Genomic DNA, 21,717 nt, shown 5'->3' on the forward strand with positions numbered 1-21,717 from the left:
GCCAGCGTGGGGTGGTATTAAGTACCCCACCGCGGCTTTTGCCGCGGTGGGGGCCCCAGAAAAGCCCTTCCAAAGCCCCGATTTGGGCACTCCATGTTGCGAAACCAAAGCGCGGGCACTTAGCCCACCAGGAGGTCCCTTGCCCGCAGGGCCAGGTGGACCCGGGCCAGGGTCTCGGGGCGGGAGAGGGGGCCAAGGACCTTCTCCATGCGCTTCAGGCGGTAGCGGAGGGTGTTGGGGTGGATGTGGAGCCTCCTCGCCGCCTCCTCCAGGCTTCCCGCCTCCAGGTAGGCCTCGAGGGTCTTCAGGAGCTTGGGGGGCAGGGGCAGATAGCGCTCCACCAGCGCCTTCAGGTCCTCGGGGGACTGTTGCAGGAGGACGAAGGCCACCGGGTCCAGCCCGGTGAAGGAGAGGGCCTCGCCGGGCCTGGCGGCTTTGAGGGCGATCAGGGCCTCCCGGTAGGCCTCGGCCACCTCCCCCCCGGCGTGGACCGCCGAGTAGCCCAGGCGGCTTCCCGGGGGAAGGGCCTTGAGGAGGCTTTCCGCCTCCTTCTTGGGGCTGTGGACCTGCCACATGGCCAGGACCCGGTTCCCCCGCACCCCGAGAAGGTAGGGCACCCCCAGGCGGTCCAAATAGGCCCCGGCGAGGCGGCGGAGCTCCAGGGTGGCCTCCCGCCGCCTTTCCTCCGCCAGCCGGTGCCGCCCCGGGACCGAGGGGGGCTCCAGGAGCCCCAGGACCCACTCCACCCCCTCGGTGAAGCCGTAGGCGAAAAGCCGCTCGGGCTCGGCCTCCCCCAGGACCAGGGCCAAAAGGAGGGCCTCCCCTAGGGACTCCTCTCGCATCCTCTCCAGGCTCCGCTCCAGGGCCCGCACCTTGAGGAGCCGGGCGGCCACCTCCAATAGCCCCCGGGCCCGCCTGAGGGGGGCCTCCTCCCCGTAGGCCACCAGAACCCCTTCCCCGGCCTCCAGGGCCACAAAGCCCCGGCCCTCCCCGGGGGCTCTTGGGTGCTCCGGGGGCACGGGGCCGGCGAAGCCCAGGACCTCCCCCCAGGGGGCCACCCGGGCCAGGGAGAGGCCCGTGGCCTGGTGGAGGACCTCTAAAAGGGGCCTTTCGGGAAGCTTCAGGAGAAGGTCCAGAAGCCCCGCCAGGGCCAGGCCCGGCCCCAGGGCGAAAAGCCTCAGGGCGATAGCCCTTTCCAGCTCCTCCCGCTTTAGCCAGGGGGGGTAGAGGGCGAGGCCCATCCCCTCCCGCTCGGCGAAGGCCTGGAGCTCCGCGTCAGGCTCGGGCAGGAGGAAGCCCGAGGCGGTGCGGTGGCGGTAAAGGCTTCCCTCCGGGCGGAAGAGGAGGAGGGCCCCTTCCTGGGCCATGAGGGGACGGGGCTCGGGGAGGAGGTAGAGGACGGGCCTTTCCGAGGGGACCAAAGGGGTGAGGCCCAGGTCCTCCATGAGGGCGGAGAAGCTTAGGGGGTTTTCCCCAAAGTTGGCGGCATTCATGGTTCAAAACAACAATACCACGGCGCGACCCCCACGGGAGGACGCCCTTTTTGGTTTTTTTAACCAAAGATCCGGGCAGTTTTGTGCAAAGAGATCATTGCCCGCCACCGGGGGCCTTTTCATCCTGAAAAGCGAAAGGAGCCCCATGTTCCGCGGGTCCATACCACCCCTCATCACCCCTTTTCGGCGGGGCCGGATTGACGAGGAGGCCCTGAGGCGGCTTGTGGAGCGGGTCATCCAGGGGGGCTCCCACGGCGTTAGCGTGGGGGGCACCACCGGGGAGCCCGGCACCCAGACCCTCGAGGAGAGGAAGCGGGTCATAAGGCTGGCCGTGGAGGCGGCGGCGGGCCGGGTCCCGGTCCTGGCGGGCACGGGCTCCCTGCGCCTGGAGGAGACCCTGGAGCTCACCCGCTACGCCCGGGAGGTGGGGGCGGCGGGGGCCATGGTCATCGTCCCCTACTACGTCAAGCCCAACCAGGAGGGGCTTTACCGCTACTTCGCCGAGGTGGCCCGGGCCGTCCCCGACTTTCCCCTCGTCCTCTACAACATCCCGGGCCGCTCCGGGGTGGAGATCGCCCCCAAGACCGTGGCCCGCCTCAGGCGGGACTTCCCCAACATCATCGGCCTCAAGCACTCCTCCAAGGACCTGGAGTATGTCTCCCACCTTTTGCAGGAGGCGGGGCGGGACTTCCTGGTCTTCTGCGGCCTGGAAAGCCTCACCCTGCCCATGATGAGCCTGGGGGCGGTGGGCACCATCGCCGCCACCGCCAACTGGCTTCCCAAGGAGGTGGCCCTCCTCTGCGAAAGGGCCCTCGCCGGGGACTACGGGGGGGCCAGGGAGTTGCACTACTACCTCCTCGAGGCCAACGAGGCCATCTTCTGGGACACCAACCCCATCCCCTTGAAGACCGTCCTCTCCTGGATGGGGCTTTGCGAGAAGGAGTGGCGCCTGCCCCTCGCCCCCACCACCCCCGAGGTGGAGGAGAGGCTTAGGCGGATGGCGGAGCGCTACGGCCTTTTGGGGGGTGAGGCGTGAAGCTAGCCCGCTTTTTCCACAAGGGCCGGGTGCACCAGGGGGTCTATCGCGATGGCCTCCTCCTGGACGAGGCCGGGGAGGCCCACGACCCCGAGGCCGTCGCCTGGCTTCTCCCCTTCACCCCGGGCAAGGTCTTGGGCGTAGCCCTCAACTACGCCGACCACGCCGAGGAGCTAAACCTGGCCCGTCCCGAGGAGCCCGCCCTCTTCTGGAAGCCCAACAACACCCTCCTGCCCCACAAGGGCACCGTCCTCTACCCCAGGGGGGCGGAGTTCGTCCACTACGAGGTGGAGCTGGCCGTGGTGGTGGGCCGGCCCATGAAGCGGGTGAAGGAAAAGGACGCCCTGGACTACGTCCTGGGCTACACCATCGCCAACGACCTGGTAGCCCGGGACTTCGTGAAGGACACCTTCCGCCCCCCCATCCGGGCCAAGGGCCGGGACACCTTTTTGCCCCTCGGGCCCTTTCTGGTGGTGGAGGAGGTGGAGGACCCCCAGAACCTCTGGCTCAGGGCCTACGTGAACGGGGAGCTCCGCCAGGAGGGGCACACCTCGAGGATGCTCTATTCGGTCGCCGAGCTCCTGGCCTTCATCTCCGAGTTCATGACCTTAGAGCCCTACGATGTCCTCCTCACCGGCACCCCCAAAGGGGTGAGCCGGGTGCGGCCGGGGGACGTGATGCGCCTGGAGGTTGAGGGCCTTGGGGCCCTGGAAAACCCCATAGAGGAGGAGGCATGAGGTACGCCGACCGGGTAGCGGGAATCCCCTGGGAGCGGATTGAGGAGATCCGAAAGCGGCTTGGGGAAAGGCCCGCCCTGCACTTCATCGCCGGGGAGTTCATCCCTTCGGAGAGCGGGGAGACCTTCCCCTCCCTGGACCCCGCCACCAACGAGGTCCTGGGGGTGGCGGCGCGGGGTGGGGAAAAGGAGGTGGACCGGGCGGCCCGGGCGGCCCACGAGGCCTTCGCCCGCTGGAGCCGCACCCCGGCCAGGGAGAGGAAGCGCTACCTCCTGAGGATCGCCGAGCTCATAGAGAAGCACGCCGACGAGCTCGCGGTCATGGAGTGCCTGGATGCCGGCCAGGCGCTCCGGATCGTCCGGGCCCAGGTGGCCCGGGCGGCGGAGAACTTCGCCTTCTACGCCGAGTACGCCGAGCACGCCATGGAGGACCGCACCTACCCCGTGGACCGGGACTGGCTCTACTACGCCCTCCGGGTCCCCTCGGGCCCCGTGGGCGTCATCACCCCCTGGAACGCCCCCCTGATGCTCTCCACCTGGCGCATCGCCCCCGCCCTGGCCTTCGGGGACACCGTGGTCCTGAAGCCCGCCGAGTGGAGCCCCTTCACCGCCACCAAGCTGGCCGAGATCGTCCAGGAGGCCGACCTCCCCCCGGGGGTCTTCAACCTGGTCCAGGGCTTCGGCGAGGAGGCGGGAGCGGCGCTGGTGGCCCACCCCCTGGTGCCCCTCATCACCCTCACCGGGGAGACGGAGACGGGGAAGATCGTCATGAAAAACGCCGCCCAGCACCTCAAACGGCTCTCCCTGGAACTGGGAGGCAAAAGCCCGGCCCTGGTCTTCGCCGACGCCGACCTGGAGAGGGCCCTGGACGCCGTGGTCTTCCAGATCTATTCCTTCAACGGGGAGCGGTGCACGGCGAGCTCCAGGCTCCTGGTGGAGGAGGGCATCTTTGAGGACTTCGTGGGCCGGGTGGCCGAGAGGGCGGCCAGGATCCGGGTGGGCCACCCCCTGGACCCGGAGACCGAGGTGGGGCCCCTCATCCACCCCGAGCACCTGAGGCGGGTCCTTGGCTACATAGAGGCGGGCAAGGCGGAGGGGGCGAGGCTCCTTGTGGGCGGGGAGCGGGCCCTCACCTCCTATAGGGGCGAGGACCTCTCCCGGGGGAACTACCTGAAGCCCACCCTCTTCGTGGGGGAGAACGGGATGAAAATCGCCCAGGAGGAGATCTTCGGCCCCGTCTTGGTGGCCATCCCCTTCAAGGACGAGGAGGACGGGCTCAAGAAGGCCAACGACACCAAGTACGGCCTCGCCGCCTATGTCTTCACCCGGGACCTGGAGCGGGCCCACCGCCTGGCCCTGGAGCTTCAGGCGGGCATGGTCTACCTCAACAGCCACAACGTGCGCCACCTGCCCACGCCCTTCGGCGGGGTGAAGGCGAGCGGCGACCGGCGGGAAGGGGGCTTCTACGCCCTGGACTTCTACACGGACCTCAAGAGCGTGGGCCTTCCCCTAAGGCCCCCCCACGTGCCCAAGTTCGGCCAAGGAGGCTAGCATGGCGAGGACAGGAGCGGAGTACATAGAGGCCTTGAGGATGCGCCCCCCCAACCTCTGGTACAAGGGGGAGAAGGTGGAGGATCCCACCACCCACCCGGTCTTCCGGGGCATCGTGCGCACCATGGCCGCCCTTTACGACCTCCAGCACGACCCCCGGTACCGGGAAGCCCTCACCTACGAGGAGGGGGGGAAGCGCCACGGCATGAGCTTCCTCATCCCCAAGACCAAGGAGGACCTGAGGCGGCGGGGCCGGGCCTACAAGCTCTGGGCGGACCAGCACCTGGGGATGATGGGCCGAAGCCCCGATTACCTGAACGCCGTGGTCATGGCCTACGCCGCCAGCGCCGACTACTTCGGCGAGTTCGCCGACAACGTGCGCCAGTACTACGCCTACCTCCGGGACCACGACCTGGCCACCACCCACGCCCTCACCAACCCCCAGGTGAACCGCGCCAAGCCCCCTTCCGCCCAGCCCGACCCCTACATCCCCGTGGGCGTGGTGCGGCAGACCGAGGCGGGCATCGTGGTCCGGGGGGCCCGGATGACGGCCACCTTCCCCCTGGCCGACGAGGTCCTGATCTTCCCCTCCACCCTCCTCCAGGCGGGGAGCGAGAAGTACGCCCTGGCCTTCGCCCTCCCCACCTCCACCCCGGGCCTCCACTTCGTCTGCCGGGAGGGCCTGGTGGGCGGGGATAGCCCCTTTGACCACCCCCTCAGTAGCCGCCTCGAGGAGATGGACTGCCTGGTGGTCTTTGACGACGTCCTGGTCCCCTGGGAGCGGGTCTTCATCCTGGGCAACGTGGAGCTTTGCAACCACGCCTATGCCGCCACCGGGGCCCTCAACCACATGGCCCACCAGGTGGTGGCCTTGAAGACCGCCAAGACCGAGGCCTTCTTGGGGGTGGCGAGCCTCTTGGCTGAGGGGATCGGGGCCGACGCCTACGGCCACGTTCAGGAAAAGATCGCCGAGATCATCGTCTACCTGGAGGCCATGCGGGCCCTCTGGACCCGGGCCGAGGAGGAGGCCAGGGAGAACGCCTACGGCCTCCTGGTGCCTGACCGGGGGGCCTTGGACGGGGCCCGGAACCTCTACCCCAGGCTCTACCCCCGCCTAAGGGAGATCCTGGAGCAGATCGGGGCCTCCGGCCTCATCACCCTCCCCTCGGAAAAGGACTTCAAGGGGCCCCTCGCCCCCCTTCTGGAGAAGTACCTGCAGGGGGCGACCCTCGAGGCCAAAGAGCGGGTGGCCCTCTTCCGCCTGGCCTGGGACATGACCCTCTCCGGCTTCGGGGCCCGGCAGGAGCTCTACGAGCGCTTCTTCTTCGGCGACCCGGTGCGCATGTACCAGACCCTCTACGCCGTCTACGACAAGGAGCCCTACAAGGCCCGGGTCAGGGACTTTCTCAAGGCCTCTTTGGCGGTCTTTGCGGAGGTTGAGGCGTGAAGGAGGCCTTTAAGGAGGCCATGAGCCGCTTCGCCGCCGGGGTCACGGTGGTCTCCGCCCGCCACGGGGAGGAAAGGGGCATGACGGCCACCGCCTTCATGTCCTTGAGCCTGGAGCCTCCCCTGGTGGCCCTGGGGATCGCCAAGAAGGCCAGGCTCTTCCCCCTGCTGGAGGCCAGCGGGGCCTTCGCCGTGAGCCTCCTTCGCGAGGGGCAGGAGGCCATCGCCGCGCACTTCGCTGGCAAGCCCCAAGAGGGCGTGGCCCTGGTGGAGGGGGCCATTCCCGGGGCCTTGGCGGTGCTCCGGTGCCGCCTGGAGGCCATCTACCCGGCGGGGGACCACGGGCTCGTGGTGGGGCGGGTGGAGGCGGTGGAGCTGGGGGAGCCGGGCCCGCCCCTCGTCTACTTCGCCCGGGGCTACAGGAGGCTAGTATGGCCATCGTGAGGGTGGGGTTTTTGGAGCTTTGGGTGAGGGACTTGGATCGGAGCCTGGAGTTCTACCAGGGGCTTTTGGGCCTCCGCCTGGAGCATCGGGAGGGGAAGAGCGCCTACCTAAGGGGCTACGAGGAGCTGGAGTGGAGCCTGAAGCTCACCCAGGCCCCCTTCCCGGCGGTGCGGGCCTTGGGCTTCAAGGTGGACTCGGAGGAGGGGATGGAGGCCTTAAGGGCCTGGGCCAGGCGGGAGGGCCTTTCCCACCGGGAGGAGGCCGACTGGGGCCGCCCGGTGGTCCTTCGGGTCCAGGACCCCTTTGGCTACCCCCTCGCCTTCTACTTCCGGGCGGAGAAGCTCCCCCGGGTCCTGCAGAACTACCACGAATACCGGGGCCCGGGGGTCCTGCGCCTGGACCACTTCAACGTCTTCTCCCCCGAGGTCTCCGAGGCCACCCGGTACTACCAGGAGGCCCTGGGCTTTCGCCTAAGCGAATACACCGAGGACGAGGAGGGGAGGCTTTGGGCCAGCTGGCTCCACCGCAAGGGCAACGTCCACGACATCGCCTTCACCAACGGCGAGGGCCCCAGGCTCCACCACTTCGCCTACTGGCTCCCCGACGCCTTGGCCATCATCCGGGCGGCCGACATCCTGGCGGGGGCCATGCGTACCGACCAGATTGAGCGGGGCCCTGGGCGGCACGGCATCTCCAACGCCATGTTCCTCTACCTCAAGGACCCGGACGGCCACCGCGTGGAGCTCTACACCTCCGACTACCTCACCGTGGACCCCGACCACCCTCCCTTGCGCTGGTCCCTCAACGACCCCCGCCGCCAGACCCTCTGGGGCCACCGCACGCCCAAGAGCTGGTTCCTGGAGGGAAGCCTCCTTCTGGACCTGGAGGAAAGGCCCGTGCCCACGCGGGCTTCGGGCCTCGAGGGCATCCCCCAGCACGTCATCTAGAGCCCTTGACAGGACAAAGGTCCCTTCCTATGCTTGAAGCAAACGTTAGTTAGGCCCGACCGGGCCCTAGGCCCGTGGGAAAGAGGAGGTGCGAGATGAAGCGTTGGCTTTTGGCAGGCCTTTTCCTGGCCCTCTCGGCCCTGGCCCAAGGCGCCCTCAAGGTGGGCGTGGTGGTCTCCGCCACGGGGCCCGCTGCCTCACTGGGCATCCCCGAGCGCAACACCATGCTCCTCATCCAGGAGATCCTGGAGCGCACGGGGGGCGTGGCGGGGAGGAAGGTGCAGTTCACCATCTTGGACGACGCCTCGGACACCACCCAGGCCGTGCGCAACACCAGGCGCCTGGTGGAGGAGGGCGTGGTGGCCGTCATCGGCACCACCACCACCCCCGCCTCCTTGGGCATGATCCCCGTGGTGGCCGAGGCCAAGGTGCCCATGATCTCTTTGGCCGCCAGCAAGGACATCATCCACCCGGTGGACGCCCAGCGCTACTGGGTCTTCAAGACCCCCCAGACCGAGGAGCTCATGGCCCGGGCCATCGTGGCCGACATGGTGGCCCGGGGGGTGAAGACCGTGGGCTACATCGGCTTCAACGACGCCTACGGCGAGGGCTGGGCCCGCTTCTTTGAGGCCGAGCTCAAGCCCAAGGGCCTCCAGCTCGTGGTGAGCGAGCGCTACAACCGCACGGACACCAGCGTCACCGGCCAGGTGCTCCGCATCCTGGCCAGGAGGCCCGAGGCGGTCCTCATCGGGGCTAGCGGCACCCCCGCCGTCCTTCCCCAGCGCACCCTGAAGGAGCGGGGCTACGGCGGCCTCATCTACCAGACCCACGGGGTGGCCAACCCCGACTTCCTCCGGGTGGGGGGCAAGGACGTGGAGGGCACCCTCCTGCCCGCCGGGCCCATCCTGGTGGCGGAGCAGCTCCCCTCCGGCTACCCCAGCAAGCGGGTGGCCCTGGACTACATCCAGCGCTACGAGGCCAAGTACGGTATCGGCTCCTACTCCACCTTCGGGGCCCACGCCTGGGACGCCTGGCTGATCCTGAGGCCGGCCCTGGAGCGGGCCCTCAAGAAGGCTGACCCCGACAAGGACCTGGCCGCCTTCCGCGCCGCATTGCGGGACGAGATTGAGGCCACCCGGGGCCTGGTGGCTACCCACGGGGTCTTCACCTTCAGCAAGGAGGACCACCTGGGCCTCCGCTTTGAGGACAGCGCGGTGATGGTGCAGGTGGAAGGGGGCCGCTGGAAGCTGGTCCGCACCTTTCGCTAGGCCATGGACGCCACCATCCTCGGCTTCCTCCTCCTGGATGCCCTGCAGAACGGGGTGGTCTACGGCCTCCTGGCCCTGGCCCTGGTCCTGGTCTTCGCCGTGACCCGGGTGATCCTGGTGCCCATCGGGGAGCTCCTCATGTTCGCCCCCCTTTCCCTGGTGTGGCTCCATGGGGGTAAGCTTCCCGGGACCCTGTGGCTGGCCTTGGCCCTGGGCCTCCTCTGGGCCCTCCTCTCCCGGGGGCGGGGGAGCCTTTGGCCCCTGGGCCTGGGGGCCCTTCTCTTCCTTCTCGCCCTCCTGGGGCTGAAGCTTCCCCTCCTGGCCTACCCGGCGGCCATCCTCCTCGTGGTCTACCTGGGGCTCGCCACCTACCGGGTCTTCTTCCAGCCCATGCGGGAGGCCACGGTGCTGGCCTACCTCATCATGGCCGTGGGGCTCCACGTGGCCTACCAGGGCCTGGGCCTCGTCTTCTTCGGCCCGGAGCAGTACCGCCCGGCCCCGCTCCTTTCGGGGGAGGTCACGGTGGGGCTTTCCTGGCAGGGGGTCCTGGTCCTCCTCTTCGCCCTGAGCGCCGTGGTGGCCCTCTACCTCTTCTTCCGCTTCTCCCTCTTCGGCAAGGCCCTTTTGGCGGCGGCGGAGAACCGCCTGGGGGCCAGGCTTCTGGGCATCCGGCCGGAGGAGGCGGGGATGGTAGCCTTTGCCATCGCCAGCTTTCTGGCGGCGGTCTCCGGGCTTCTCCTCGCCCCCCTCATCAACGCCGCCTACTTCATGGGCTTCATGCTGGGCCTAAAGGGCTTCGTGGCCGCCATCCTGGGGGGGCTTTTGAGCTACCCGGTGGCCTTCTTGGGGGCCCTTCTGGTGGGCCTCTTTGAGAGCTTCACCAGCTTCTACGCCAGCGCCTACAAGGAGGCCCTGGTCTTCCTGCTGTTGGTGCCGGCCCTCTTCTTCCAGAGCCTGAAGGCCCGGGCGGTGGAGGAGTGATGCGCTACCTGTGGTTTTCCCTCCTTCTGCTTCCCCTTCTCCTTTCCCCCTTTCCCTTCTACCTGACCCTCCTCAACTTCTTCGCCATCGCCGCTTTGGTGGCCCTTTCCCTCTACGTCCTCACGGGGCTTGGGGGGATGACCAGCTTTGCCCAGGCGGCCTTCATGGGCATGGGGGCCTACGCCACGGCCCTCCTGACGGTCAAGGGGGGGTATTCCCCGTGGCTCGGCCTCCTTTTGGGCCTGGGCCTCGCCCTCGTTCTGGCCCTGGTCCTGGGGGGGCTCACGGTGCGGCTTAAGGGCCACTTCCTGCCCCTTTCCACCATCGCCTGGCAGGTGGCCCTCTACATCCTGGCGGGGAACCTGGTGGGGCTCACCGGGGGGCACACGGGGCTCACCGACCTACCCCCCCTGGTCCTCTTCGGCCTCCCCCTGGACAGCGCCTTCCGCTACGCCTTCCTAAGCCTCTTTCTCCTCGCCCTCCTCGTCCTCGCCCTCCATAACCTCCGGGAAAGCCGCCTGGGCCGGGCCCTTCTCGCCCTGAGGGGGGATGCCCTAGCCGCCGCCAGCTTCGGCGTGGACCCGGCGGCTTTGCGGCTTAAGGCCTTTCTCCTCTCCGGTTTTCTGGCGGGGCTTGCGGGCTTCCTCTACGCCCACTTCCTCCGCTTCGTGAATCCCACGCCCTTTTCCCTCGAGGCCTCCATCAAGTACCTGGTCATGGCCGTGGCCGGGGGGGTGGGGGCCATCCCCGGGGTCCTCCTGGGGGCGGCCCTCTTTACCGGCCTGGAGGACTGGCTTAAGGACCTCCTCCCCCTCCTCCTGGGGCGGCAGGGCAACTACGAGACCATCGCCTATGGCCTCATCCTGGCCGCCATCCTGATCCTGGCCCCAAGAGGCCTCTGGCCCCTCTTGGCGCGCTACCTCCCCCGGCGGGAGGGCCGCCTGCCCCGGGAAGCGCCCCTACCCGAAAGGCCCCTTCTGGGCGGGGAGGGCCAGGTGGTCCTCGAGGCCCAGGGGCTCAGGAAGGCCTTCGGGGGGCTCCTCGCCGTCAACGGCGTGTCCTTAAGGCTCAGACGGGGGGAGATCCTGGCCCTCATCGGCCCCAACGGGGCGGGGAAGACCACCACCTTCAACCTCATCACCGGGGCCATCCCCCCGGACGCGGGCGAGGTGCGCCTCCTGGGCCGGCCCATCACCGGCCTTCCCCCCCACCGCATCCACCCCCTGGGCCTGGCCCGCACCTTCCAGCACCCCCACCTCTTCCCCGAGCTTTCCGTCCTGGAGAACGTGGCCCTAGGGACCTACGCCCGCACCCGGGCGGGCTTCCTCCAGGTCCTCCTGGGCCTCCACCGGAAAGAAGAGGCGCGGGCCCTGGCCACCGCCTACCGGGCCCTCAAGCGCGTGGGCCTGGAGAGCTTGGCCCTGGAGAAGGCGGAGAGGCTTCCTGCAGGCCAGCAACGCCTCCTGGAGATCGCCCGCGCCCTGGCCTCGGGGGCCTCGGTCCTCCTCCTGGACGAGCCGGGGGCGGGCCTTAGGGCGGGGGAGAAGCGGGAGCTGGCCCACCTCCTCAAGTCCTTGGCCCGCGAGGGCTACTCCATCCTCATCGTGGACCACGACATGGACCTGATCATGGGCCTGGCGGACCGGGTGGTGGTCATGAACTACGGGGAGAAGATCGCCGAGGGCACGCCCAAAGAGGTGCAGAAGGACCCCCTGGTGCGGGCGGCCTACCTGGGGGAGGTGGCCTGATGCTTCTCGTGGAAAACCTCTCGGTGCGCTACGGCCCCCTCGAGGCGGTGCGGGGCGTCTCCTTCGCCCTTAAGGAAGGGGAGGCCCTGGCGGTCATCGGCCCCAACGGGGCGGGGAAGACGAGCCTCCTCCGGGGGCTTCTCGGCCTCGCCCGCGCCGAGGGGCGGGTTGTTCTGGACGGGGCCCAGGTTCCTTCCCGAACCCCTGAGGGCCTCCTGGCCCGAGGGGTGGTCCTGGTCCCCGAGGGGCGGGCCCTCTTTCCCGGCCTCTCCGTGGAGGACAACCTCCTCCTCGGGGGCTTCACCCGCTTCCGCAGGCGGGAGAACCTGAGGCCTGACCTGGAGCGGATCTACGCCCTCTTCCCCAGGCTTTTAGAAAGGCGTCGGCAGCCCGCAGGCACCCTCTCCGGCGGCGAGCAGCAGATGCTGGCCCTGGGCCGGGCCCTCATGGCCAGGCCCAGGCTCCTCCTTCTGGACGAGCCCTCCTTGGGCCTCGCCCCCCTCATGGTGCGGGAGATCTACCGCATCCTCTCCGGGCTCAAGGGGGAGGGGACCACCCTCTTGGTGGTGGAGCAGAACGCCAAGGTGGCCCTGGAGCTGGCCGACCGGGGCTTGGTCATGGAGGCGGGGGAGATGGTCCTCTCGGGCCCGGCGGCGGCGCTTCGGGAAGACCCCCGGGTGGTGGAGGCCTACCTGGGGACGGCGGAGGAGGGATGAAAGACCCCTTCATGGCGCACCTGGGCTTTGCCGTTCTCCACCTGGCCCCGGGGGAGGCGGTGGTGGCGGGGGAGGTGGGGGAGGCCCACCTGAACCTGCACGGCACCGCCCACGGGGGCTTCCTCTACGCCCTGGCGGATAGCGCCTTCGCCCTGGCCTCCAACTCCCGGGGCCCCGCCGTGGCCCTCTCCTGCCGCATGGACTATTTCCGGCCCCTGGCCCTGGGGGCCAGGGTGGAGGCCAGGGCCAAGGAGGTGAACCTCTCCCGCCGCACGGCCACCTACGAGGTGGAGGTGGTGGCCGAGGGCAAGAAGGTGGCCCTTTTCATCGGCACGGTCTTTCGCTTAGGAGGTGAGGCGGCATGATCTTCCAGCCCGAGTTGGAAACCCTTTCCCGGGAAAGGCTAGAGAAGCTTCAGGACGAAAGGCTCCGCTTCGTGGTGGGCTACGTGTACGAGCGGGTGCCCTTCTACCGCCAGCGCCTGGACGAGGCGGGGGTGGACCCCAAGGCCTTTGGCGGGCTTAAGGACCTCCACAAGCTCCCCTTTACCAGGAAGGACCACCTGCGGGAAAACTACCCCTTCGGCCTCTTCGCCGTGCCCCGGGAGGAGGTGGCCCGGATCCACGCCAGTAGCGGCACCACGGGGAAACCCACGGTGGTGGGCTACACCAAAAAAGACCTCCAGGTCTTCGCCGAGGTGGTGGCCCGCTCCCTGGCGGCGGCGGGGGCCAGGCCGGGGATGATGCTCCACAACGCCTACGGCTACGGCCTCTTCACCGGCGGGCTTGGCCTCCACGGCGGGGCCGAGGCCTTGGGGATGACGGTGGTGCCGGTCTCCGGAGGGATGACGGAGCGCCAGGTCATGCTGATCCAGGACTTCCGCCCGGAGGTCATCTCCTGCACCCCCTCCTACGCCCAGACCCTGGCCGAGGCGTTCAGGAAGCGGGGGGTTTCCCCGGAAGCGCTTTCCCTGGAGTACGCTGTCCTGGGGGCCGAGCCCTGGACCGAGGCCATCAGGAAGCAGGTGGACGAGGGGCTTGGGGTGAGGAGCACCAACATCTACGGGCTTTCCGAGATCATCGGCCCCGGGGTGGCCAACGAGTGCGTGGAGGAGCGGCAGGGAAGCCACATCTGGGAGGACCACTTCCTCCCCGAGGTGGTGGACCCGGACACCGGGGAACCCCTTCCCGAGGGCAAGGTGGGGGTTCTGGTCCTCACCAACCTCACCAAGGAGGCCATGCCCCTTCTCCGCTACTGGACCGGGGACCTGACCTTCCTCACCTACGAGCCCTGCGCCTGCGGCCGCACCCACGTGCGCATGGGGCCCATCCTGGGCCGCACCGACGACATGCTCATCATCCGCGGGGTCAACGTCTACCCCACCCAGGTGGAGGCGGTCCTCCTGGGGATCCCCGAGGTGGTCCCCTACTACCAGATCGTGGTGCGCCGGGAGGGCACCCTGGACGAGGCCGAGCTCAAGGTGGAGGTCTCCGAGGAGTTCTTCCGGGAGATCGGCGAGAAGGCCCTCTCCGACGAGGTCATTGAGGCGGACCACCGCCTGCACGCCCTAAGGGAGAAGGTGGCCCACAAGATCAAGGACACCATCGGGGTCAGCATGCGGGTGACCCTCCTGGCCCCGGGCCAGGCCCCGAGGAGCGAGGGGGGCAAGCTGAGGCGGGTCCTGGACCTGAGGAAGTAGGCCATGCGCCCCATCCCCATCGGCTATGAGGCGGTCTTTGAGACCGTGGTCACCGAGGCCATGACCGTGGACTTTGAGGAGCTGGGGCCGGTCCACCCCGTGTACGCCACCTACTGGATGGCCAAGCACATGGAGCTGGCGGGGCGGAAGATCATCCTGCCCTTTCTGGAAGAGGGGGAGGAGGGGATCGGGAGCTACGTGGAGGTGCGCCACCTGGCCTCGGCCCTGCCCGGCATGCGAGTGCGGATCATCGCTCGCCACGAGCGCACCGAGGGGAACCGGGTCCACGCCGTCATGGAGGCCTACAACGAGCTGGGGGACCTTTTGGGCCGGGGGCGGACGGAGCAGGTGATCCTGCCCAAGGCCAAGGTGGAGGCCCTTTTCGCCAGGCTTCGCGCGCGGTGGGAGGCCTTTCGGCAGGGTGCGGCTAGTGGAGACGAAAAGCGCAAGCTTGGAGAATCGTGAACAAAAGCACATGATATGGCCCCGGCCCTCCAGACCCGCCTCGCCCAGGGCATGACCTTCACCCAGCTCCTGGAGCGAAGCCGCCACGCCTCCCTCCTCCTGGCCTTCCTCGAGGCCGCCCCTCCCGAGCCCCTGCCGGAGGAGGTGGCCTGGGTCCTGGCCCTGGTGGAGGACTGGTGCCCCGACTGCCACCAGGCCGCGCCCGTTCTGGCCAAGGCCGCCGGGGAGCGGGCCCGCTTCTTCTTCCGGGACGAGAACCCGGACCTTCGCGAAGCCTATAGGCTTGGGGAGAAGCGCATCGTGCTCACCCTGGTCTTCCTGGACCGGAAGCTAAAGGAGCTCGCCCGCTGGCACGGCCCCCCGGAGGAGGCCCGGGCCTTTTTCCGCGCCCGGCTTGCGGAAGGCGCGCCGGCAAGCCGGGAGGAGAAAAGGGCCCTCCTCGCCGCCTACCACCGGACCTTTCCCCGGATGGCCAAGGCCATCCGGGAGGAGTGGGCCCGCCTCCTCAGGAGGGCTTCCGGGCCACCAGGGTGAGGATGGTGTAGGCGGCCACTACCTTGCCCTCCTGGTTTTGCACCTCCACCGCCCACTCCACCACGCCGCTCTTCTCGTCCCTAGGACGCTTGCCCTTGACGGTGAGGCGGGCCTGGATGGTGTCCCCGGCGGCCACAGGCTCGGTGAAGCGGAGGCCCTCGAGGCCGTAGTTGGCCAGGACCGGCCCCGGGGCCGGGTCCACGAAGAGCCCGGCGGCGGCGGAGAGGACGAAGTAGCCGTGGGCCACCCGCTTGCCGAAGAGGCTCTCCCGGGCGGCGAGTTCGTCGGTGTGGGCGTAGAAGTGGTCCCAGGAGAGGGCGGAGAAGAGGGCGATGTCGGCCTCGGTGACCGTGCGGCGGTGGGTGATGAGGGTCTCGCCCACCTGGAGCTCCTCGTAGTACTTGCGGAAGGGGTGGACCTCCGCGGGGCGCTCGCCCCCCTTGGCGTACTCCAAAAGAAGGGCCTGGAGGGTCTCGGGGTCCCCCTGGAGGGCAACGCGGGCCAGGTGGGCCTTGACGGAGAGGAGCCCCCCCAGCTCCAGCCCGCCCCCCGCCCGCCCCGGCCCGCCGTGGAGGAGGCGGGGCAGGGGGGAGCCGTGGCCGGTGGAGGTCTTGGCGTCCCGCCGGTTCAGGAGGTGGAGCCGGCCCACCTCGCCCCCGAGGCCCAGGAGGAAGAAGCGGGCCTCCCCGGGGTCCGGCGTGGCCAGGGTGGCCGCCAGCATGCCCCCGCCCAGCCGGGCGAGCCTCAGGGCCTCCTCCTTGGTGCGGTAGGGGAAGAAGGTGGCCACGGGGCCGAAGGGCTCAATCCGGTGGAGGGCCTCGGCCCAGGGGTCCTCGGCCAGGAGGAGCGTGGGCGGGAAGAAGGTCCCATCCCGCCTCCCGGGGTGGGCCCAGTAGACCCTGGCCCCCGCCTGAAGGAGCGCCGCCACCGCCCGCTCCACCTCCTCCTTCTGGGCCAGGGAGGCCAGGGGGCCCAGGTCCACCCCCTCCTCCCTGGGGTCGCCCAGGCGGAGGGGGGCTAGGTGGGCCTGGGTGGCCTCCAGAAGCGCCGTGAGCTTCTTTTCCGGCGCCAGGACCCGCCTGATGGCCGTGCACCGCTGGCCCGTCTTGATGGCGAGCTCCTGGGCGATCTCCTCGGCGAGGCGCTCCAGCTCCTCCTCCCCCGCCTCTTCGCCCAGGATGGCGGCGTTTAGGGAGTCGGTCTCGGCGTTGAAAAGAGCCCCCCTCTGGAAGGCGGGGTAGAGGCGCAGGCGGTCGGCGGTGGCCTTGGAGCCCGTGAAGTAGACGCTGTCCCGGTGGTCCAGGGCCTCGAGGGCCTCCCCGAGCCCCCCGGCCACGAACTGCAGGCTCCCTTCAGGAAGAAGCCCCGAGTCCAGCATGAGGCGCACGAGCCCCTCGGCCACGTGGGCCGTGGGCGTGGCGGGCTTGGCCAGGGTGGGCACCCCCGCCAGGAAGGCGGGGGCAAACTTTTCCAGAAGGCCCCAGACCGGAAAGTTGAAGGCGTTGATCTGGAGGGTAATCCCCCCCTTGGGCACCAGGGCGTGCCGCCCCTGGAAGGAGAGGTCCTTGGAGAGGGGGATGTACTCGTCCTCGGGCAGCAGGTTCCCCTCGGGGAGGGCGCGGGCCAGGGAGCTGTAGGTGAAAAGCACCCCGATCCCCCCGTCCACGTCGTACCAGGCGTCCCGCCGGGTACCGCCGGTGGTGGCGTAGAGGCGGTAAAGCTCCTCCTTCCGCTCGGAGAGGTGCTGGGCCAGGGCCCTAAGCCGCCTTCCCCGCTCCTGGAAGCCCAGGGCAAGAAGGGCCTTTCCCCCCACCTCCCGGCCCCAGGCCACGGCCTCCTTCAGGGGAAGCCCCTCCGAGGTCACCCGGTAAAGCTCCTCTCCCGTGACCGCGTCCCGGATGGCCATGCCTTCCCCGGCGCCCTCATGCCAGGCGCCCATCAGGTAGCTCTGCAGCTTGCGCATGCCTTCTCCTAGACCGTCTTAAAGGCCTCAAAGACCTCCCCGCAGGCCTGGCACTGGTAGAGCATCTTGCACAGCGTGGCCCCGAAGGGGTTTTTGAGGGCCACCCTCCGGCTCCCACACCGGGGGCAGGGGGGGTCCTGGTGGGCCATGGGGAGGGGGAGGGGCGGGGCCACGCCGTAGGCGCGAAGCTTCTCCTTGGCCTCCTCGGTCATGGGCTCGGTGGTCCAGGGGGTCCTTTCCTCCACCACCTCCACCTCCTTGGCTCCCGCCTCTTCCAGGGCCCTTCGGATCTCCTCCCGGATGAGGGCCAAGGCGGGGCAGCCCGAGAAAGTGGGGCGGAAGCGGACCCGGACCCTATCCCCTTCGGCCTCGAGGCCCAGCACCATCCCCATCTCCACGATGTTGAGGACGGGGATCTCCGGGTCTTTGACGCCCTTTAAGGCCTCAAAGTAGCGTTCTACCACGCCTTGGCCTCCCGGTCCCAGCGGGCCACGGACTGCATCTCGGCCAAGAGGGACCACAGGTATTCCGTGTGCTCCCGGCGGCTTTTGGGCACGTACCCGCCCTCGGGCACCTTGAGCCCCACCCCCTTCAGGAAGCTTCCCACCTCCTCCAGGTAGGGGCCTTCCAGGGCCTTTAGGTCCGGCACGAACCCCGCCTCCACCAAGGCCTCCTCCCCCTCCAGGGGGCGGAAGAGCTGGCGGGCGTAGGGGAAGAGGAGGTCCAGGGCCGCCTGGGCCCTACGGTGGGACTCCTCGGTCCCCAGGGCGAGCCTTTCCACCCACAAGGACGAATGCCGGAGGTGGAAGCGCTCCTCTTTTAGGATCCGGGCCGCCACCTCGGCCAGGGGGGCGTAGCGGGAGGAAGCGGCCTCCCGGAGCCAAAGCCCCTCGTAGGCATCAAAGAGGTACTGCCGCACCATGGTGAAGGCCCAGTCTCCCCGGGGAAGCTCCACCAAGACGGCGTTCCCGTAGTCCAGGGGGTCCCTCAAGAAGACCACCTGGTCGGGGTCGCTGCCGTCCAGCTCCTGCCTCAGCTCCAGGTAGAGCTTGGCGTGGCCCAGCTCGTCCTGGGCCAGGTTGGCGATGGCGATGTCCTCCTCCAGGATGGGGGCGTGGGCCACCCACTCGGAAAGCCTCTGGGCCAGGACCACCTCGTCGTCGGCCAGGGCAGTGAGCTTCCCCACCAGGGCCTCCTTCAGGTAGGGGTCAAGCATCCTCCACCTCCTTGGCGGTGATGAGGCCGTAGTAGGACTGCAGCCGGTAGGTCTTGTCCTTGGCGGGGGCGAACCAGCTCTCTATGACCTCGGCCTTGGGCTCCGTGCCCACGATGACCCTCTCCGGCACGGCCCAGAAGGCCACCCCCTGGGTCTGGAGCAGGGCTTCCTTCACCGCCTCCCCCGGGCTCTTGGCCAGGAAGCGGCCCACCAGGTCCCCGTAGACCATGCTCCGGCGGTGGCTCCTTTTGGCGAAGACCCAGTAGGCCTCCTCCTCCCCCTCGGGCACCTCCAGGGCCTTGGGGTCTTTGAGGGCCTCCCGGGTCACGTGGAAGAAGGCCTCGGCCGGGGCCACGAAGAGGGCGTAGGCGGAGGGCCGCCTCACGAAGACGTGCCGGGCCACGAGGAGGGCGTGCTCGGGGTCGGCGGCGTGGACCGAGCCCACCATCTGGGGCAGGCTCTTCTCCGTGTCCTGCTTGATGACCTCCCACCGGGGCCACTCGGTTCCCCACATGGCCTCCTCCTAGTCGGCGGCCTGGGCCAGGCGCCTCTTGGCGTGGGCCTCGAGGGCCTCCCGCACCCAGCGCCCCTCCTCGTGGGCCCGCCTCCTGGCCTCGAGGCGGTGGCGGTTCATGGGGCCCTCGCCGCCGATCACCTTCCAGAACTCGTCCCAGGGGATGGGGCCGTGGATCCAGTTCCCCGTCTTCTCGTCGTAGCGGAGGTCGGGGTCAGGGGGGGTGAGCCCCGCCTCCAGGAGCTCGGGAACGTGCTCGTTTAAGAACTCCTGGCGGATTTGGTCGTTGGTCTTGGTCTTGATGCCCCAGCGGAGGAGAAGGGGGGTGTGGGGGGATTCCGAGTCGTGGGGCCCGGCCATCATCAGGGTGGGCCACCACCAGCGGTTCAGGGCGTCCTGGACCATCTGCCTCTGCTTCCTGCTCCCCCTGGCGTAGAGGAGGACGGCCTCCTTCCCCTGCTTGTGGTGGAAGGTCTCCTCGGCGCAGATGCGCACCATGGCCCGGGAGTAGGGGCCGTAGGAGCACTGGGCCAGCATGGTCTGGTTCTTGATGGCCATCCCGTCCACCAGCCAGCCGATGATGCCCACATCGGCCCAGGTGAGGGTGGGGTAGTTGAAGATGTTGGAGTACTTGGCCTTGCCGGAAAGCAGGGCCTCCACCATCTCCTCCCGGGTGATGCCCAGGGTCTCGGCGGCGTGGTAGAGGTACTGGCCGTGCCCGGCCTCGTCCTGGACCTTGGCCAGGAGGATGAGCTTCCGCCTCAGGGAGGGGGCCCGGGTGATCCAGGCCCCTTCGGGGAGCATCCCCACCCACTCGCTGTGGGCGTGCTGGGAGATCATGCGGATGAGCTGGCGCCGGTACTCGGCCGGCATCCAGTCCCCGGGTTCAATCTTCTCCCCCCGGGCGATCCTGGCCTCAAACTCCTCCAGGCGCTCCTGGTAGTCGGGGTCCTCCGGGTAGCCGATCCTAAGCCTCACCATCCTCGCCTCCTTCCTCAGCCCCAAGGGCTTTGAGCACCATCTGGGCGTAGGCTTCCGCGAGCTCTTCCAGGGACATGGGCCCCTCGGGCCGGTACCACTGGTAGGTCCAGTTGAGGGCCGAGAGGACGAAGAGGGTGGCCAGCCGGAGGTTCGCCACCCGGAAGACCCCCTTTTCCACCCCCTCGGCGATGACCCGCTGCACCCCCTCCTCGTACCGGTCCCTTAGAGCCTTGGCCTCCTTTAGGAGGGGAGGGGAGAGGTGCTTCCACTCGTGGAAGAAGACCGTGGCCCGGGGAAGCTCCTCGGCGATGACCCTGAGGTGGCCCTTCACCAGGGCCACCATCTTCTCCTTGGGCCCCGCCTGGGGCAGGCTGTTTAGGACCTCCTGGAAGCGGGCCGCCGCCTGGCGCACCACCTCTAAAAGGAGCTCCTCCTTGGAGGCAATGTGGGCGTAGAGGCTTCCCCCCTGGAGGTTCAGGGCCTTGGCCAGGTCCCGGATGCTGGTGGCGTGGTAGCCCCGCTGGCTGAAGAGGTGCCCGGCCATCTGGAGGATTTGGCTGCGGCGGTCCATACCTAACGATCGCTTGTTAGGTTAGCACGTCCGGAGGTAAGGGACAAGTGTCCCGCCTCACACTCCAGGGCCTGGCCCCGGCGCCGGCAGGGGGTGGGAAGGCTGGCTGGGGGAGGCTCCCACCCAGCCCAAGAGGTGCTATGCGCTACGGGCCATCCCCTCCCGAGGCTCAGGCTGAGGCTGGCCCTCCGGGCCATCCCCACGTGCGTGGGGACTACGGCGGCCTCTTCCCGGGTAAGGAGGCGCACGTCGGGCCATCCCCACGTGCGTGGGGACTACGCTTTCCTGGAGGCGCTTGGCCACCTCCACGTGCGGGCCATCCCCACGGGTGTGGGGACTACATGGAGAGAACGATCGCTAGTGGCCACGAAAACCGGGCCATCCCCACGGGTGTGGGGACTACTTCCTCGTATTGGCGCTGGGCGGCCTCGTACTGGGGCCATCCCCACGGGTGTGGGGACTACGCCTCCCCGAAGATGCTGGCCTTCCTGCGGGCCGGGCCATCCCCACGTGCGTGGGGACTACTGGACCCTGAGCGCTTCGGGGACCAGGAGGCCGGGCCATCCCCACGTGCGTGGGGACTACACCCCGATGCCCTGGCCGGACTTTACGAGCTACGGGCCATCCCCACGTGCGTGGGGACTACCCCTGCTCAAAGCCCTGGGAGAAGTCGGGGGGCGGGCCATCCCCACGTGCGTGGGGACTACGTGGACGGCATGGCCAAAGGGCTCCCACAAGGCCGGGCCATCCCCACGTGCGTGGGGACTACGGGGCACCCACCACGACCGGGACGTCTCCGAACGGGCCATCCCCACGTGCGTGGGGACTACCCCTCATAGAGGCCCCGCCAGGCTTCGGCCCGCGGGCCATCCCCACGTGCGTGGGGACTACTTGGGCATGTAAAACCCCAGTTCCCGGAGCACGGGCCATCCCCACGTGCGTGGGGACTACGGCACGCTCGGGGGATGCCTCTCTCTGAGGTCGGGCCATCCCCACGTGCGTGGGGACTACCGCTTGGGCCACACCCCGGCCTTCCGGGCGGCCGGGCCATCCCCACGTGCGTGGGGACTACGCGGCGTAGTCCTTTGGAGACAAAACAAGGAACGGGCCATCCCCACGTGCGTGGGGACTACGTGATTCGCGCGTTGGCCGCGACGAGTGTTGACGGGCCATCCCCACGTGCGTGGGGACTACGCGAAGAGGGCCCCAGGGTCCGCCACGCCCCACGGGCCATCCCCACGTGCGTGGGGACTACGGGGGAGAAGAAGCGTCTAGGGGAAGTGCCTCGGGCCATCCCCACGTGCGTGGGGACTACAAGAAGCTCGTCAGCTTGAAGGCCCACGCCGTCGGGCCATCCCCACGTGCGTGGGGACTACGGGTACCCCATCGTCCAAGAAGACGAGGATAC

Annotated in this window: 21 protein-coding genes and 1 CRISPR repeat array (1 of these 22 only partly in view); of the genes, 14 read left to right on the top strand and 7 right to left on the bottom strand. The window is 69.0% G+C overall.

Annotated elements, in window-relative coordinates:
• Positions 1-119 precede the first annotated feature (119 nt).
• Positions 120-1,493 carry a PucR family transcriptional regulator gene (locus BVI061214_RS09350; protein ID WP_053768159.1) on the bottom strand — a complete coding sequence of 458 codons (1,374 nt, stop codon included), beginning with the start codon at positions 1,491-1,493 and terminating at the stop codon, positions 120-122.
• Between the two features lie 145 nt (positions 1,494-1,638).
• On the opposite strand from BVI061214_RS09350, the gene hpaI reads away from it, so the two are divergent.
• The 14 genes from hpaI (at position 1,639) to BVI061214_RS09420 (ending at position 15,064) form a co-directional block, all read left to right on the top strand.
• Positions 1,639-2,529 carry a 2,4-dihydroxyhept-2-ene-1,7-dioic acid aldolase gene (gene hpaI, locus BVI061214_RS09355; RefSeq protein WP_053768635.1) on the top strand — a complete coding sequence of 297 codons (891 nt, stop codon included), beginning with the start codon at positions 1,639-1,641 and terminating at the stop codon, positions 2,527-2,529.
• Positions 2,526-3,266: a fumarylacetoacetate hydrolase family protein gene (locus BVI061214_RS09360; RefSeq protein WP_053768160.1), complete on the top strand. Its 741-nt coding sequence runs from the start codon at positions 2,526-2,528 to the stop codon at positions 3,264-3,266. Before hpaI ends, BVI061214_RS09360 begins: the two co-directional genes overlap by 4 nt.
• A complete protein-coding gene (gene hpaE / locus BVI061214_RS09365) occupies positions 3,263-4,816 on the top strand; it encodes a 5-carboxymethyl-2-hydroxymuconate semialdehyde dehydrogenase (protein ID WP_053768161.1) in 1,554 nt (517 codons plus the stop codon). Before BVI061214_RS09360 ends, hpaE begins: the two co-directional genes overlap by 4 nt.
• 1 nt (position 4,817) lies before the next feature.
• Positions 4,818-6,263: a 4-hydroxyphenylacetate 3-monooxygenase, oxygenase component gene (hpaB, locus tag BVI061214_RS09370; RefSeq protein WP_053768162.1), complete on the top strand. Its 1,446-nt coding sequence runs from the start codon at positions 4,818-4,820 to the stop codon at positions 6,261-6,263.
• Positions 6,260-6,706: a 4-hydroxyphenylacetate 3-monooxygenase reductase subunit gene (hpaC, locus tag BVI061214_RS09375; RefSeq protein WP_053768163.1), complete on the top strand. Its 447-nt coding sequence runs from the start codon at positions 6,260-6,262 to the stop codon at positions 6,704-6,706. The genes hpaB and hpaC overlap by 4 nt, the downstream gene beginning before the upstream one ends.
• Entirely contained in the window at positions 6,694-7,653 is a 960-nt protein-coding gene (gene hpaD / locus BVI061214_RS09380; protein WP_053768164.1) for a 3,4-dihydroxyphenylacetate 2,3-dioxygenase, read from the top strand. The genes hpaC and hpaD overlap by 13 nt, the downstream gene beginning before the upstream one ends.
• 95 nt (positions 7,654-7,748) lie before the next feature.
• Positions 7,749-8,921 carry an ABC transporter substrate-binding protein gene (locus tag BVI061214_RS09385; RefSeq protein ID WP_053768165.1) on the top strand — a complete coding sequence of 391 codons (1,173 nt, stop codon included), beginning with the start codon at positions 7,749-7,751 and terminating at the stop codon, positions 8,919-8,921.
• A 3-nt stretch (positions 8,922-8,924) separates the two neighbouring features.
• The gene (locus BVI061214_RS09390; protein ID WP_053768166.1) at positions 8,925-9,902 is read left to right on the top strand and encodes a branched-chain amino acid ABC transporter permease; all 978 of its coding nucleotides are present in this window, start codon (positions 8,925-8,927) and stop codon (positions 9,900-9,902) included.
• Positions 9,902-11,650 (top strand): branched-chain amino acid ABC transporter ATP-binding protein/permease, encoded by a 1,749-nt coding sequence (locus BVI061214_RS09395; RefSeq protein ID WP_053768167.1) that lies wholly within the window; start codon positions 9,902-9,904, stop codon positions 11,648-11,650. The genes BVI061214_RS09390 and BVI061214_RS09395 overlap by 1 nt, the downstream gene beginning before the upstream one ends.
• Positions 11,650-12,366, top strand: a complete 717-nt coding sequence (locus BVI061214_RS09400; protein ID WP_003045481.1) for an ABC transporter ATP-binding protein — start codon at positions 11,650-11,652, stop codon at positions 12,364-12,366. Before BVI061214_RS09395 ends, BVI061214_RS09400 begins: the two co-directional genes overlap by 1 nt.
• Positions 12,363-12,731, top strand: a complete 369-nt coding sequence (gene paaI / locus BVI061214_RS09405) for a hydroxyphenylacetyl-CoA thioesterase PaaI (protein ID WP_003045478.1) — start codon at positions 12,363-12,365, stop codon at positions 12,729-12,731. Before BVI061214_RS09400 ends, paaI begins: the two co-directional genes overlap by 4 nt.
• Positions 12,728-14,065, top strand: coding sequence for a phenylacetate--CoA ligase family protein (locus tag BVI061214_RS09410; protein WP_156303250.1), 1,338 nt, complete (start codon positions 12,728-12,730; stop codon positions 14,063-14,065). Before paaI ends, BVI061214_RS09410 begins: the two co-directional genes overlap by 4 nt.
• Before the next feature lie 3 nt (positions 14,066-14,068).
• Complete coding sequence (locus BVI061214_RS09415; protein ID WP_053768168.1) at positions 14,069-14,530, top strand: thioesterase family protein; 462 nt, start codon at positions 14,069-14,071, stop codon at positions 14,528-14,530.
• Between the two features lie 15 nt (positions 14,531-14,545).
• Positions 14,546-15,064, top strand: coding sequence for a thioredoxin family protein (locus tag BVI061214_RS09420; RefSeq protein ID WP_053768169.1), 519 nt, complete (start codon positions 14,546-14,548; stop codon positions 15,062-15,064).
• Here BVI061214_RS09420 and paaZ read toward each other — a convergent pair.
• From paaZ to BVI061214_RS09450, 6 genes are read right to left on the bottom strand one after another with little or no spacing between them, the layout of a single operon-like run.
• Positions 15,036-17,027: a phenylacetic acid degradation bifunctional protein PaaZ gene (gene paaZ, locus BVI061214_RS09425; RefSeq protein WP_053768170.1), complete on the bottom strand. Its 1,992-nt coding sequence runs from the start codon at positions 17,025-17,027 to the stop codon at positions 15,036-15,038. The two genes, BVI061214_RS09420 and paaZ, sit on opposite strands and share 29 nt — an antisense overlap.
• An 8-nt stretch (positions 17,028-17,035) precedes the next feature.
• Positions 17,036-17,491, bottom strand: a complete 456-nt coding sequence (gene paaD / locus BVI061214_RS09430) for a 1,2-phenylacetyl-CoA epoxidase subunit PaaD (RefSeq protein ID WP_053768171.1) — start codon at positions 17,489-17,491, stop codon at positions 17,036-17,038.
• The gene (gene paaC, locus BVI061214_RS09435; RefSeq protein WP_053768172.1) at positions 17,485-18,243 is read right to left on the bottom strand and encodes a 1,2-phenylacetyl-CoA epoxidase subunit PaaC; all 759 of its coding nucleotides are present in this window, start codon (positions 18,241-18,243) and stop codon (positions 17,485-17,487) included. The genes paaD and paaC overlap by 7 nt, the downstream gene beginning before the upstream one ends.
• Entirely contained in the window at positions 18,236-18,757 is a 522-nt protein-coding gene (locus BVI061214_RS09440; RefSeq protein WP_053768173.1) for a phenylacetic acid degradation protein, read from the bottom strand. The genes paaC and BVI061214_RS09440 overlap by 8 nt, the downstream gene beginning before the upstream one ends.
• Positions 18,758-18,766: 9 nt before the next feature.
• Entirely contained in the window at positions 18,767-19,738 is a 972-nt protein-coding gene (gene paaA, locus BVI061214_RS09445) for a 1,2-phenylacetyl-CoA epoxidase subunit PaaA (protein ID WP_053768174.1), read from the bottom strand.
• Positions 19,725-20,309: a TetR/AcrR family transcriptional regulator gene (locus BVI061214_RS09450; RefSeq protein ID WP_003045462.1), complete on the bottom strand. Its 585-nt coding sequence runs from the start codon at positions 20,307-20,309 to the stop codon at positions 19,725-19,727. The genes paaA and BVI061214_RS09450 overlap by 14 nt, the downstream gene beginning before the upstream one ends.
• Positions 20,310-20,498: 189 nt before the next feature.
• Positions 20,499-21,717: direct repeats of the CRISPR family, unit length 29 nt; unit sequence CGGGCCATCCCCACGTGCGTGGGGACTAC (it continues 334 nt past the right edge of the window).

It is taken from the genome of Thermus aquaticus, assembly GCF_001280255.1.
GTDB classification, from domain to species: domain Bacteria; phylum Deinococcota; class Deinococci; order Deinococcales; family Thermaceae; genus Thermus; species Thermus aquaticus.

Bases quoted from the DNA above. Each gene is read 5' to 3' on its own strand.
- BVI061214_RS09350 (WP_053768159.1), bottom strand. From the start codon at position 1,493: ATGAATGCCGCCAACTTTGGGGAAAACCCCCTAAGCTTCTCCGCCCTC.
- hpaI (WP_053768635.1), top strand. From the start codon at position 1,639: ATGTTCCGCGGGTCCATACCACCCCTCATCACCCCTTTTCGGCGGGGC.
- hpaE (WP_053768161.1), top strand. From the start codon at position 3,263: ATGAGGTACGCCGACCGGGTAGCGGGAATCCCCTGGGAGCGGATTGAG.
- hpaB (WP_053768162.1), top strand. From the start codon at position 4,818: ATGGCGAGGACAGGAGCGGAGTACATAGAGGCCTTGAGGATGCGCCCC.
- hpaD (WP_053768164.1), top strand. From the start codon at position 6,694: ATGGCCATCGTGAGGGTGGGGTTTTTGGAGCTTTGGGTGAGGGACTTG.
- BVI061214_RS09385 (WP_053768165.1), top strand. From the start codon at position 7,749: ATGAAGCGTTGGCTTTTGGCAGGCCTTTTCCTGGCCCTCTCGGCCCTG.
- BVI061214_RS09390 (WP_053768166.1), top strand. From the start codon at position 8,925: ATGGACGCCACCATCCTCGGCTTCCTCCTCCTGGATGCCCTGCAGAAC.
- BVI061214_RS09395 (WP_053768167.1), top strand. From the start codon at position 9,902: ATGCGCTACCTGTGGTTTTCCCTCCTTCTGCTTCCCCTTCTCCTTTCC.
- BVI061214_RS09400 (WP_003045481.1), top strand. From the start codon at position 11,650: ATGCTTCTCGTGGAAAACCTCTCGGTGCGCTACGGCCCCCTCGAGGCG.
- paaI (WP_003045478.1), top strand. From the start codon at position 12,363: ATGAAAGACCCCTTCATGGCGCACCTGGGCTTTGCCGTTCTCCACCTG.
- BVI061214_RS09410 (WP_156303250.1), top strand. From the start codon at position 12,728: ATGATCTTCCAGCCCGAGTTGGAAACCCTTTCCCGGGAAAGGCTAGAG.
- BVI061214_RS09415 (WP_053768168.1), top strand. From the start codon at position 14,069: ATGCGCCCCATCCCCATCGGCTATGAGGCGGTCTTTGAGACCGTGGTC.
- BVI061214_RS09420 (WP_053768169.1), top strand. From the start codon at position 14,546: ATGGCCCCGGCCCTCCAGACCCGCCTCGCCCAGGGCATGACCTTCACC.
- paaZ (WP_053768170.1), bottom strand. From the start codon at position 17,027: ATGCGCAAGCTGCAGAGCTACCTGATGGGCGCCTGGCATGAGGGCGCC.
- paaC (WP_053768172.1), bottom strand. From the start codon at position 18,243: ATGCTTGACCCCTACCTGAAGGAGGCCCTGGTGGGGAAGCTCACTGCC.
- BVI061214_RS09440 (WP_053768173.1), bottom strand. From the start codon at position 18,757: ATGTGGGGAACCGAGTGGCCCCGGTGGGAGGTCATCAAGCAGGACACG.
- paaA (WP_053768174.1), bottom strand. From the start codon at position 19,738: ATGGTGAGGCTTAGGATCGGCTACCCGGAGGACCCCGACTACCAGGAG.
- BVI061214_RS09450 (WP_003045462.1), bottom strand. From the start codon at position 20,309: ATGGACCGCCGCAGCCAAATCCTCCAGATGGCCGGGCACCTCTTCAGC.